The organism is Morganella sp. Je.2.23 (genome assembly GCF_051129855.1).
GTDB lineage: Bacteria > Pseudomonadota > Gammaproteobacteria > Enterobacterales > Enterobacteriaceae > Morganella > Morganella sibonii.
In genome coordinates this window covers 129,990-142,282 of the sequence record NZ_JBCPSQ010000002.1, presented here as the reverse complement: position 1 = coordinate 142,282, position 12,293 = coordinate 129,990, and the positions used below count along the sequence as shown (strand labels likewise).

Genomic DNA, 12,293 nt, shown 5'->3' with positions numbered 1-12,293 from the left:
CTACGTTATTCATCATAAGTTAATAACTATAGTGATTACATTTAAAAAACAGTGATATTTGCCAATAACTGACTACAAGTAGAACTTTTATAGCGCAGAAAGGCAATAGTCAAAGCAAAAACCAGAACTATATACCACAGTCTATTTCCAAAGCAGAGATTGCTGTTATGTAAGCTTCAATAAACACTATATGATTTGTTTATATTTTAATCAGACATTTTAAATCTGATGAAATTAACAGCGATTAAATAAAGAAAGCGGCAAATGCCGCTTTAATGAGAGGATTTAGCGATAAGCCGGGCAGGAATGGTAAAACTGAACTCCGTTCCCTGCCCCGGTTTGCTGGTAATATCCAGATGGGTATGATGATGCTGCAAAGCATGTTTCACTATCGCCAGCCCCAGACCGGAGCCGCCGGTCTGCCGGGAGCGGGATTTATCCACACGATAAAAACGCTCGGTCAGACGGGACAAATGTTCGGCCGGGATACCCGGACCGTTATCTTTGACACTAAACACGGCATTGCCGTTACTCAGTGCCCAGCTGACCTCAATCCGTGTATTTTCCGGCGTGTGATTCACTGCGTTATACACCAGATTCGACATCGCACTGCGCAGCTCTTCCTCATCACCGAAAATCTTCAGTTTGTCATCCACCGTAAAGCGGATCTCCTGCTTACCCCGGCTGAGGGTTACGGCTTCCTGCTGAAGCATGATCAGCATCCCCGGCACATCCACCACCTGATCCAGCCCGCTTTTGACCGCCACTTCAATTTTTGACAGTTGCAAAAGCTGCCTGACCATACCGTCCATACGACGAGTCTGCTCCTGCATGGTCAGAATTGCTTTTTTGTTCATCGGATTATCAAAATCCTGATCAGCAAGCATTTCCAGGTAACCCTGCAAAACAGTCAGCGGCGTGCGCAGTTCATGACTGACATTGGCGAAAAAATCACGCCGTGAGTTTTCGAGACGGCGTTTTTCTGTCACATCACGGGCAACCATCAGCAGCTGTCCTTCCGAATACGGCATGATGCGCAATTCCATCATACTGCTGTTATTCAGTTCCAGTGTCAGCGGCAGCGTGTAATCGCCCTGAGTCAGATAGCGGCTGAAGTCCGGATAACGCAGAAGGTTAAAGATGTGCTGTCCGTTATCATCCGGCCAGCGGAATCCCAGCAGGTTCTGGGCATGTTTGTTACACCAGAAAATATTGCCGTCTTCCGTCATCATCACCACCGCGTCAGGCAGGGATTCAGCGCCGCTGCGAAAGCGTTTGATCAGTGTGGCGAGTTCACGGCGGCGCTTGCGGTTACGCTGCTGAAGCTGGTAGATGCCATAAAAAATCGGTTCCCAGCTGCTGCGGCCGGGCGGCGGCAGCATACTGCGATCCAGCCACAGCCAGCCGGACAGTTTCAGTAAGTTATAGCTGTGCCAGATAGCAGCGGCAAACAGTGCACCGGCAAGAAACCAGCCGGTATGGCCGAAAAAAAGTGATAAAAAGAGTGCCGGAAGGCAGAAAATCAGTAATTCCAGTACAATTTTTTTCCACGAAAGACGCTCAAGCACGCGCGATCCTCTTGCGGTTTATCATTATCATCAGTAACGGACAGAGAAGCGGTAACCCGTTCCCCGGACTGTCTGTATCATTTTATCATGTCCGTCCGCTTCCAGTGCTTTACGCAGGCGGCGGATATGCACATCCACCGTGCGATCCTCAACATAGACGTTTTCGCCCCAGACATAGTTAAGCAGTTGTTCACGGCTGTAAACCCGCTCCGGATGAGTCATAAAGAAATGCAGCAATTTAAACTCTGTCGGCCCCATTTCCAGCGGGTTCTCATTACTGGTCACGCGGTGGGAGGCGGGGTCGAGAGTCAGGCCGTTCATCGCGATAAGATCATCTGCCGCCATCGGGGAGATACGCCGCAGAATCGCTTTAACACGGGCCACTAACTCTTTCGGTGAGAAGGGTTTGGTCAGATAATCATCCGCGCCGGTTTCCAGACCTTTTACACGGTCTTCCTCTTCACCGCGCGCCGTCAGCATCATCACCGGGATTTCCCGCAGCTGGCTGTCCCGTTTCATATGTTTGATAACCTGAATGCCGGAGCCGCCCGGAATCATCCAGTCCAGCAGGACAAGATCAGGGAAAGGCTCCACCAGCCGGGCGATGGCCGCATCATAATCATCTGCCTCAATAGGCTGATAGCCATTCTGCTCCAGTACAAAACAGACCATTTCACGGATAGGTGCTTCATCTTCAACGACTAAAATTCGTCTTGCCATGGCGTTCCCTGTTTACCGTTAATTCATTTCATCAGACAGTGCCGCGATTATGCGTCACTTTTGTGACAGATTTATGAATATCAGCCGATACCTCAGGCTGCACCGCAAAGATAATGTCATTAAACTGACATACTACACACAAAATGCGTGTCAGATCGTAAAATACTGGATATTCATCCAATATTTATTCTTACCGGCTGATTTCCGTTATACTCTGTTTTCAGTAAACCGCCTAACACGAATGCGCGGGCACCGTACACGAACACCATTCGCGAACACCATACACGAACACCATATTGCGAACAGAATGTGCGGTCAGTTTTCCCGGCAGGAATAACTATATATATGAAAATCATTCACACATCAGACTGGCATCTCGGACAGTATTTTTACACTAAAAACCGGTTACAGGAACATTTGCAGTTTTCAGACTGGCTGATAAACCTGATAAAAGAACAGCAGGCGGATGCCCTGATTATCGCCGGTGATGTCTTTGATACCGCCTCACCGCCGAGCTACGCCCGTGAACTGTATAACCGTTTTGTTGCACAACTGCAGCAGACCGGTTGTCATCTGATTGTGCTTGCCGGTAATCATGATGCCGTTGCCACACTGAATGAATCACGCGAACTGATGGCCTGCCTGAATGTGGATGTCATCGCCAGACCGGAACCGGGCCGGGATCTGATTGTACTGAATAATAAACAGAACCAGCCCGGCGCGATTATCTGCGCAGTACCGTTTTTGCGGCCGCGGGATATTCTGGAAAGTCAGGCCGGACAATCCGAAGCTGAAAAACAACAGGCACTGCTGACGGCCATACAGACACACTATCAGACCCTTTATGACAAAGCGGTTGCAAAACGGACAGCGCTGGGCGCGGAGCTCCCCGTCATTATGACAGGCCACCTGACCACTGTCGGTGCCAAAACATCGGAATCTGTCCGCGATATTTATATCGGCACACTGGATGCCTTCCCGGCCGGCGCTTTCCCTCCTGCTGACTATATTGCCCTCGGACATATTCACCGCCCGCAATCCATCGGCGACAGTGGCACCATCCGTTACAGCGGCTCCCCCGTTCCGCTCAGTTTTGATGAAGCCGGACAGGAGAAAAGTGTCTTCCTGCTGACTCTGGATAACAACAGTATTACGGCGATTGATGCGGTGCCGGTTCCCTGCTTTCAGCCGATGGTCTGCCTGAAAGGTGATTTTGATGCTATCAGCCGGGCACTGGAACAGTTCCCGCCACACGATGAACACACACAACCGGTCTGGCTGGATATCGAAATCGCCGGGCGTGATTACCTGCCGGATATTCAGAAACGCATTCAGGCACTGACAGAGCCGCTGGCCGCAGAAGTGCTTCTGCTGCGCCGGGAGCGCAGACCCGTCACCGCAGACAACAGCGAAGCCCTGCGCGAAACCCTGAATGAGCTGACGCCGGATGATGTTTTTGCCCGCCGTCTGGCACTCAGTGATACTGAAGAGAGTGATATCCCGCGCCTCACCACCCTTTTCCGGCAGGTCTGTGAGCAGGTTCGCGATCAGGCAGAAAGTGACAGCAGTGCGGACAGTACCGATATCAGCAAAAAGAACAGCGCCGGCAGCCGGAAAGGAAAAAGTGAATGAAAATCCTGACATTGCGGTTTAAAAATATCAATTCACTTCAGGGCGAATGGAAGATCGATTTTACAGCGGAGCCGTTCGCCGGTAACGGGCTGTTTGCCATCACCGGTCCGACCGGAGCCGGGAAAACCACCCTGCTGGATGCTATCTGTCTCGCGCTCTACCATGAAACCCCGCGCGTAAAAACATCAGCTTCACAGAATGATGTGATGACCCGTCATACTGCTGAGTGTCTGGCTGAAGTGGAATTCTCCGTAAAAGGAAAAGCATACCGTGCTTTCTGGAGTCAGCGCCGCGCAAGAGATAAAGCAGACGGAAACCTTCAGCCGCCGAAAGCCGAACTGGCGGAATGTGCAACCGGTAAGATCCTCTCTGACAAACTGACACAGGTCAGGGAGAATATCATTGATATCACCGGCCTGGATTTCGCCCGTTTCACCCGTTCTGTCCTGTTATCACAGGGAAATTTCGCCGCCTTTCTGAATGCGGATGATAATGAACGGGCGGACCTGCTGGAAGAACTGACCGGCACGGAAATTTACCGTCTGATCTCCCGTCAGGTTTATGAGGACTACAAAGCCGCACAGCAGGCACTTTCTTTGCTGGAAGCACAGACCGGTGCTATCCGGCTTATGACGGATGATGAACGCCTTGCATGTCAGTCTGAACTGACCACCCTGCAGGCTGATGAGCAGGTTCAGCTTATCCGCCAGACACAATTACAGACAGCACTGCAATGGTGGCTGCGCCGCGACACGCTGGAGACAGAAACGGAACAGCGGCAGCAGCAGTATGCTTCAGTTATGCGGCAGATACAGGATGCACAAACACAGCTTGACCGGCTTGCCCGCGCCAAACCGGCAGAGAAACTGCGTCCGGCAAAAGAGGCAGTACAGAACAGCGCCACGTTAAGTGCGCAGTTAACGGCCCGTATGCAGGAGCTGACACAAACAACAGAAAGTACAGTTAGCTCACTGCAGCCGCTGACCGGCCGGTATGAAGAACAACAACAGCTGCTCGCCGGACTGAAACAGCAGTATCAGCAACTGGAAACGCTGGCAGAGAACGAAATCAGGCCGCTGGATAACCGGTTACAACTGCTGAATAATCAGTCTGATACGCTGAAACAGCAGTATCAGGGACAGTTACAGGAGCAGCAGGCATTACAGAGCCGTACAATAGAACTTCAGCAACGGCTGACACAAACCCGTGATATTCATACCCGCAGCACACAGTACCGGCAGGACAATAGTCAGAAAGCAGAGCTTCCGTCCGCCATTATCCGCTGGCAGCATGAACTGAACACCCGCCGGGAATACCGTTCTCAGGTTTCAGTTCTGACAGAACAACAGCAGGCGGGAGAAATTCAGTTGCAGTCGCTGACAGCCGCACATACCGGAATTGCAAATCAGCTGACCGCCCGTAACCAATCTGTTCTGCCGCTGAAAACAGAACTGGATACCTTACAAACCACATTGCAGCATGCACGGCAGACTGAATCAGATCAGCAATTAGCCGCACAACTGCAGCAAACCGATGAAAAACGCGGATTACTGCAAAAACTGGCGGCTATTGCACCGGAGATCACCCTGCTGACCCGCAACCGGAAAAATCTTCTGCAACAGCAGCAGATATCTCAGGATGAAATAAAGACACTGACAGACTGGTGCGCGCAGCAGGAACCGCTTCTGGCTGACCAGCACACACACCTGCGGGATCTGACCGCCCGTTATCAGCTCGAACAAACCATTGTCAGGCTGGATGCGGAGCGTCAGCGTTTACAGGCCGGAGAGCCCTGTCCGCTGTGCGGCAGTACGGCTCACCCGGCTGTCACAGATTATCAGCAGGTAACGCCGGATGAAACCGCACAGCGCCTGGAGGTACTGACACAAACCATCAGGGAAGCGGAAAAGCACCTGACGGAGAAACAATCCCGGCTGGCGTTTACCCGCACACAGCACGAAAAACTGAGTACAGAATTACAGGAAACCGGTAATGCTCTCGCGGCACATACCGCACAGTGGCAGAAAATCTGCCTCGGGGGCGGCTTCACATCCCTGACGGATTCCCCTGAATCACTGAATGACATCATTCAGCACTATGACGGGCTGTATCAGCAGCAGCAACAGGCACTGGAAAGCCGCCGTGCTCTGGAAACACAATTACTTACCCTGAAAAACCGGTTACAGACTGAAGAAACTGAGTGTGAGCGACTGTCACAGACACTACAGCGCAACAATCAGGAACAGCAGTTCCTGACACAACAACAGACAGAGCGGGCTGCTCGTCTGGCTGAACTTCAGCAGCAGGAACAGGCGCTGGAAACGTCTCTGGTACACTCTGTAACCGCTTTTGGCTACGCAATTCCCTCTCCGGAGGAAACAAATGCGTGGCTGGCACAACGTCAGCAGGAAAGTGATCAGTTCGCCGCCAATGAGCAGCAAATACAGCAAAGTGCACAACAACTCACAGAGCTGGGCGCACAACAGCAAAATCTGGAAGTACAGCAGGCAAAACTGACGGCACAACTGGCAGAACAGTCCGCCGCACTCGCCACACTTCAGGAACAGCATAAAACCGTCACGGCACAGCGACAGGCGCTGTTCGGTGATAAAAATATCAGTACCGAATTACAGAAACTGCTTCATCAGCAGCAGGAAACTGAAAACACACTGAAAGCCCTGACACAACAGCGTGACAGCCTGCAACAACACCTTGCCGGGCTGCGGGGAGAAGAAAAACGGCTGCAACAGCAGATACTGGATGTGCAGGAACAACACGGCCGGAATCAGCAGGTTTTTCAGCAGCAACTGGCAGAAAGCCCGTTTGCCGGTGAAGCGGATTTCCTCACTGCTCTCCTCAGTGAAGAGGAACATCAGCAGCTGCAAACCCTGGAAACGGAACTTAATCAGGCACAACTGAAAGCCGCCACCAGCCTCGGGGATACCAAAGCCGCACTGGAACAGCATCTGTCAGCACAACCGGAACCGTTCCGTGAACTGCCCCGCCTGCAACTGACTGAATTACATACTGCTGCGGCACAACAACTGCGGGAATTGAGCAGCCGTCAGGGGGAACTGCGCGGACGTCTGACCGCAGATGATAATCTGCGGATACAGCAACGTGATTTACTGGAACAAATTATCCGTCATCAGCAGGACGTGACTGACCGCAGCCGTCTCAATCTGCTGATAGGCTCTGCCGATGGTGCCAAATTCAGCCGCTTTGCACAGGGGCTGACTCTGGATTATCTGATCCATCTGGCAAACCGGCGGCTGGAAAAACTGCACGGCCGTTATGTATTGCAGCGCAAAACGGCGGACAGCCTGGAGCTGCAAATCACCGACACCTGGCAGGCTGATACTCAGCGTGACACCAAAACCCTCTCCGGCGGAGAAACATTCCTGGTCAGCCTGGCGCTCGCACTGGCTTTGTCTGATCTCGTCAGCCATAAAACACAGATTGAATCGCTGTTCCTGGATGAAGGCTTCGGTACACTGGACCAGGAAACACTGGATATCGCACTGGATGCACTCGACAACCTGAACGCAACCGGGAAAATGATTGGGGTTATCAGCCACATTGAAGCGATGAAAGAACGGATTGCGGTGCAGATCTCTGTCAGAAAAATGAACGGACTCGGGATCAGTAAATTGTCACCGGAATATCGTGTTACATCAGCGTGATATTTTCACGCCGTGAGTGATGGCTGGTTAATTTAATGATATTTATTGAGATTTTTTATATTGGCCGAATTTTTTGAAACATAAGGTTAAATATTTTCGGTATGTTTTTTGATTCATTGCTTATATGCTGTTCTTCATGAACTGAAGAGAGCACGGAAACCGGTTTTTCCGACAAAAAATTTAACGGAGAGTAACATGTCTAATTCATTTATCGAGTTAATTAAAAAACGCAGAACAATTTATAGCCTTGGTAATAATCTGCCTGTTTCTCAGGATCGTATCGCTGCTCTCATCAAAGAAGCCGTGAAACACAGTCCGACTGCATTTAACTCACAATCATCACGTGTCGTGGTACTGTTTGGTGAGAACCACAAAAAACTGTGGAACATCGTCAAAGACGCACTCCGCGCTATTGTACCGGCAGACGCATTCGCCGCCACTGAAAGCAAAATTGATAATGCATTCCTGTCCGGTGCCGGTACTGTCTTATTCTTTGAAGACCAGTCTGTTGTCAAAGGATTACAGGAACAATTCGCACTGTATGCGGATAACTTCCCGGTCTGGTCTGAACAGGCCAGCGGTATCGCACAGTTTGCTGTCTGGACAGCACTGTCTGAAGAAAATATCGGTGCATCCCTGCAACACTACAATCCGGTGATTGATGAGCAGGTCAGCAAAGCCTGGGATATCCCGGCAGACTGGAAACTGCGTGCACAGTTAGTTTTCGGCTCCATTGAGCAGGAAGCCGGTGAAAAAGCCTTTATCGATGATGAAAGCCGTTTCAGAATCTTTAACTAATCTTCCGGACTCAGCAGCACATTAACCGCTGCTGTTCCCGGGCGCATCAGGCGCTTTACCTGTCATAAAGCGTCGTTATTACCTTCTGTTATCGTGTTAAAATATGCCTTGCCCGCCTTGTGCGGGCTTTTTTTATCAGGCTTTCGGCCACAGCCAGGCTGCGCCGCGGACACCACTGGAATCACCGTGAACCGCTTTGCGGATCGGTGTGTCACACTCACCGCCGAACACACGGGATCGAATCAGGGACGGAACAGTCTGATACAGGCGATCGACATTACTCATCCCGCCGCCCATCACTATCACATCCGGGTCCAGCATGTTCACCACCTGGCCGAGCGCTTTTGCCAGCCGCTGCTCATAATTCACCATCACCTGTTCAGCAGGTAAATCTCCCTGCGACAAACGACGGATAATCTCCGCACCTTTACAGACCTCGCCGGTCAGCGCCGTATAATCAGCCATAAAACCGGTTCCGGAGATAAACAATTCGGTACAGCCCTGCTTACCGCAATAGCAATCCGCCATCCCTTTAAACAGCCGGTCAGCTTCATCCTGCCACGGCAGCGGGTTATGCCCCCACTCTCCGGCCACGCCGTTTCCGCCGCTGTGAACCTGTCCGTTCAGGGCAATTCCCGCACCGCAACCAGTGCCGATAATCACCGCAAATACCACCGGAAATCCGGCTCCCGCGCCATCAACCGCTTCTGAAACCGCGAGACAGTTTGCATCATTCGCCACCCGTACTTCCCGTTGCAGTAATGCACTGAGATCCGCATCAAACGGCTGACCGTTCAGCCAGACAGAGTTGGCATTTTTTACCCGTCCGGTAACCGGTGACAGCGTTCCCGGTATCCCCACGCCCACCGTACCGGTCTCTCCGGTGGCGGCTTCTGCGTCGTGTACCAGACCGGCAATCGCCTGTAATGTCTGCTGATAATCAAAACGCGGCGTATCCGTCCGTTTACGGAACAATTCCTGCCCCTCATTACTGAGTGCAATCACTTCAATTTTGGTGCCGCCCAAATCAATACCAATCCGCATACTGTCCCCTTCTGCTGTGGATTTACGCTCTGCTTTCATACCTCTGATAATGCAGCCCGTCCGCCTGACAATCAAGTTTCCGCGCGAAGGCATTAGAGCAACGCAGCAAGATCCGTTATCATAGCGGGATGCAATTCTCACCGCGCAATGACCGCGCATCATAAAACAGGACTGTCCGATGTGGTTTAAAAATATACTCGTTTACCGCCTTAGCTCGCCGTTTCCGCTGTCTGCCGATGAGCTGGAAAAACAGCTGGAACACATGGCATTCACGCCGTGCGGCAGTCAGGATATGATGAAAACCGGCTGGGTTTCGCCAATGGGCTCCCGGGGCGATGCACTGACCCACGCTGCCGGTAAACAGATCCTTATCTGTGCAAAAAAAGAAGAAAAAATGCTGCCATCGCCGGTGATTAAGCAGGAATTACAGGCAAAAATTGAAAAACTGGAACATGAGCAGCACCGCAAACTGAAGAAAACCGAAAAAGATTCCCTGAAAGATGAAGTGGTTCACGCGCTGCTGCCGCGTGCTTTCAGCCGTTTCAGTCAGACCGCCATCTGGATTGATGCGGAAAACGGCCTGATTATCGTCGATGCGGCCAGCGCCAAACGGGCGGAAGATAATCTCGCCCTGCTGCGTAAAACACTCGGCTCACTGCCGGTGATCCCGCTGACCACCAAAGACCCGATTGAACTGACACTGACCGAATGGGTACGTTCCGGTGATTTACCAACCGGTTTTGCCCTGATGGATGAAGCCGAACTGAAAGCGATTCTTGAAGAAGGCGGTGTCATCCGCTGTAAAAAACAGGATTTGGTGTCGGATGAAATCGCCACCTGTATTGAAGCCGGAAAATGCGTCACCAAACTGGCCCTGGACTGGGAAGAACGTATTCAGTTCCTGATATCTGATGACGGTTCCTTTAAGCGTCTGAAATACAGTGATGATTTAAAAGATAAAAATGAAGATATCGACCGCGAGGATTTTGCCCAGCGCTTTGATGCTGATTTTGTTCTGATGACCGGCGAACTGAGTGCGCTGATCAGCAGTACCATCGCTGCCCTCGGCGGTGAGGCGGAACACTGAAAACAACATCTGCGGGAAGCCCGGTAACAGGCTCCCGCTGATACCCGCTGTTTATGCCCACGGCAGCGGGGCTTTTTCATCGTTACCGTGCTCGCCGTAATAGAGCGACGGCAGAAAACGGGACAGATACGTAAACTCGTTATAACAATGCTTCATCAGTCCGAAACCAATCTCATCCGGCAATTCCGTCAGCGGATCGGCCAGCGACGCCCCGAGTAAAAACCGGCTGCGTAATACACATCCGAACTCAGTATCATACGTGATATGCAGCATTTTTCCGTCAATCGGGTAACCCAGTGTATCGGTTTTTACATCATCCCCGAACCCGATATGAGCACAAACCGCACCGGAAATCTGATGAGTCTGCCGTGCAGACGCCAGTTTATCCGCATCAAAGAAATCCAGTGCATCATTGAATTTCAGTGTCGCACCAACCGGCGGGATCGGCCCGAGTGACTCAACCGCGCGGATTGTCGCCCCGATATAACTATCCCCTTTTTTCCAGACGGAATCCCAGCCGTGGTGTGCCACATGATCATGCGGATGCCACCAGCGGATATGTTGCGTGGTTTCAAAAAATGTGAACCACCACTCCAGCATCCGCCCTTTGCAACCATGCAGATCGGTTCTGACAGAGACTGTCAGCAGCCCCTCTTCGCTGCGTTCCAGACCCATTTCCATTCTCAGTGGCTCAGAGGATAATAACTGATTAATATCATTCAGTGCCCACGGTAAGTTTTGTTTTTTCGCTGACATAACGTATACTCCACAATTAAGAAACGGATTTCGTTTCCAAATTAATATTGTCCTGCAACGGGTATTTGTCAATTGAGGATCGCACGTATGGCTAATCATGAACCGGCCGCAGAGTCACGGGGACGGGGACGTCCGGTTGTTCCGGAAGAAGAACTGATTGCGAAAATCCGTGAAGCATCGCTCTGCCTGTTGTTATCACAGGGGTATTCTGCGATGACAATGGATGCCGTGGCAAAGCGGGCCGGTGTCTCCAAAAAGACGCTGTACCGGTTTGCTGAAAACAGGGAAGATTTAGCAGAGCAGATAGTGCGCAGCTGGACGGACTCTTTTGTGCCGCTGTTTATGCAGGATGCAGAAAATAAAGATGACTTTTATCAGTTACTTGAAAAGAATCTGACCACCATGAGCCATAAGGTGCTCAGCGCTGAAGCCGCAGGGTTGTTTTGTCTGCTGAGCAGTGAGTTTCCCGGCCGGGAGTTATTACTGCCCCGTTACCAGGCAGGCGGAATCGAGCGCGGACGCGCGCTGCTGGCGGAATGGTTGTCCCGGCATCAGGACTTTTTATCTCAGCCGGATACGGCACAAATCAGTGATTTGCTGTTATCGATGGTCATGGCGGAACCGCTGCGTCAGATTGCCCTGAAACTGGCACCTCCGGCGCCGGACTATCCGGTAGAGCCGCGTATCCGTGCCGCAGTGGCATTACTGAAGTGCTGACAGGCACCGGCAGATAACCGGTGCCCGTAAACCGCATTATTTCTGTATCAGATAGCGGATTGTCGGCCCGTCCTGCTGGATGGATAACACGGTGTAGCCGTGGTTTTTGGCGTCCTGCGGGATATTATTGATGGATTGCGGGCAGTCACTCACCACTTCGAGGATCTCCCCGGTTTTCAGTGACGGCATGGCTTCAAGGGTCGCCACTGCCGGATACGGACACGGCTCACCGACCATATCCAGCCGGTAATCCGGTACAATTACAGTATTATCGGTATTCATGGTGTA

Annotated in this window: 10 protein-coding genes; 5 read left to right on the top strand and 5 right to left on the bottom strand. The window is 51.5% G+C overall.

The features are described 5' to 3' along the window. Positions 1–272: 272 nt before the first annotated feature. Positions 273–1,568, bottom strand: a complete 1,296-nt coding sequence (gene phoR, locus AAZR23_RS11150) for a phosphate regulon sensor histidine kinase PhoR (protein ID WP_166708487.1) — start codon at positions 1,566–1,568, stop codon at positions 273–275. A 30-nt stretch (positions 1,569–1,598) separates the two neighbouring features. Then, a complete protein-coding gene (phoB, locus tag AAZR23_RS11145) occupies positions 1,599–2,288 on the bottom strand; it encodes a phosphate regulon transcriptional regulator PhoB (RefSeq protein WP_004236414.1) in 690 nt (229 codons plus the stop codon). A 345-nt stretch (positions 2,289–2,633) separates the two neighbouring features. Here phoB and sbcD point away from each other — a divergent pair, with 345 nt between their 5' ends. The 3 genes from sbcD to AAZR23_RS11130 all read left to right on the top strand — a co-directional run bounded on the left by sbcD (position 2,634) and on the right by AAZR23_RS11130 (position 8,401). Then, positions 2,634–3,920 carry an exonuclease subunit SbcD gene (gene sbcD, locus AAZR23_RS11140; protein ID WP_434692621.1) on the top strand — a complete coding sequence of 429 codons (1,287 nt, stop codon included), beginning with the start codon at positions 2,634–2,636 and terminating at the stop codon, positions 3,918–3,920. After that, a complete protein-coding gene (locus AAZR23_RS11135) occupies positions 3,917–7,603 on the top strand; it encodes an AAA family ATPase (protein ID WP_434692618.1) in 3,687 nt (1,228 codons plus the stop codon). Before sbcD ends, AAZR23_RS11135 begins: the two co-directional genes overlap by 4 nt. Positions 7,604–7,798: 195 nt before the next feature. Beyond that, a complete protein-coding gene (locus tag AAZR23_RS11130; protein WP_046893136.1) occupies positions 7,799–8,401 on the top strand; it encodes a nitroreductase family protein in 603 nt (200 codons plus the stop codon). 135 nt (positions 8,402–8,536) lie between these two features. Here AAZR23_RS11130 and mak read toward each other — a convergent pair whose 3' ends face one another. Beyond that, entirely contained in the window at positions 8,537–9,445 is a 909-nt protein-coding gene (gene mak / locus AAZR23_RS11125) for a fructokinase (protein ID WP_218428475.1), read from the bottom strand. 178 nt (positions 9,446–9,623) lie between these two features. On the opposite strand from mak, the gene rdgC reads away from it, so the two are divergent. After that, entirely contained in the window at positions 9,624–10,532 is a 909-nt protein-coding gene (rdgC, locus tag AAZR23_RS11120) for a recombination-associated protein RdgC (protein WP_434692615.1), read from the top strand. Between the two features lie 51 nt (positions 10,533–10,583). On the opposite strand, the gene AAZR23_RS11115 is transcribed toward rdgC, so the two are convergent. Beyond that, positions 10,584–11,288, bottom strand: a complete 705-nt coding sequence (locus tag AAZR23_RS11115) for a DAPG hydrolase family protein (RefSeq protein ID WP_434692612.1) — start codon at positions 11,286–11,288, stop codon at positions 10,584–10,586. Between the two features lie 87 nt (positions 11,289–11,375). Between AAZR23_RS11115 and AAZR23_RS11110 the strand changes: the two genes are divergently transcribed. Next, positions 11,376–12,005 (top strand): TetR/AcrR family transcriptional regulator, encoded by a 630-nt coding sequence (locus tag AAZR23_RS11110; protein ID WP_434692609.1) that lies wholly within the window; start codon positions 11,376–11,378, stop codon positions 12,003–12,005. Positions 12,006–12,041: 36 nt separating this feature from the next. Here AAZR23_RS11110 and yedF read toward each other — a convergent pair whose 3' ends face one another. Next, positions 12,042–12,287 carry a sulfurtransferase-like selenium metabolism protein YedF gene (gene yedF, locus AAZR23_RS11105; RefSeq protein WP_046893132.1) on the bottom strand — a complete coding sequence of 82 codons (246 nt, stop codon included), beginning with the start codon at positions 12,285–12,287 and terminating at the stop codon, positions 12,042–12,044. Between the last annotated feature and the right edge of the window lie 6 nt (positions 12,288–12,293).

What these genes read in the sequence shown, in the direction of transcription:
- yedF (WP_046893132.1), bottom strand. Translation starts at nt 12,287, where the DNA reads ATGAATACCGATAATACTGTAATTGTACCGGATTACCGGCTGGATATG.
- mak (WP_218428475.1), bottom strand. Translation starts at nt 9,445, where the DNA reads ATGCGGATTGGTATTGATTTGGGCGGCACCAAAATTGAAGTGATTGCA.
- AAZR23_RS11135 (WP_434692618.1), top strand. Translation starts at nt 3,917, where the DNA reads ATGAAAATCCTGACATTGCGGTTTAAAAATATCAATTCACTTCAGGGC.
- rdgC (WP_434692615.1), top strand. Translation starts at nt 9,624, where the DNA reads ATGTGGTTTAAAAATATACTCGTTTACCGCCTTAGCTCGCCGTTTCCG.
- AAZR23_RS11110 (WP_434692609.1), top strand. Translation starts at nt 11,376, where the DNA reads ATGGCTAATCATGAACCGGCCGCAGAGTCACGGGGACGGGGACGTCCG.
- sbcD (WP_434692621.1), top strand. Translation starts at nt 2,634, where the DNA reads ATGAAAATCATTCACACATCAGACTGGCATCTCGGACAGTATTTTTAC.
- phoB (WP_004236414.1), bottom strand. Translation starts at nt 2,288, where the DNA reads ATGGCAAGACGAATTTTAGTCGTTGAAGATGAAGCACCTATCCGTGAA.
- AAZR23_RS11130 (WP_046893136.1), top strand. Translation starts at nt 7,799, where the DNA reads ATGTCTAATTCATTTATCGAGTTAATTAAAAAACGCAGAACAATTTAT.
- AAZR23_RS11115 (WP_434692612.1), bottom strand. Translation starts at nt 11,288, where the DNA reads ATGTCAGCGAAAAAACAAAACTTACCGTGGGCACTGAATGATATTAAT.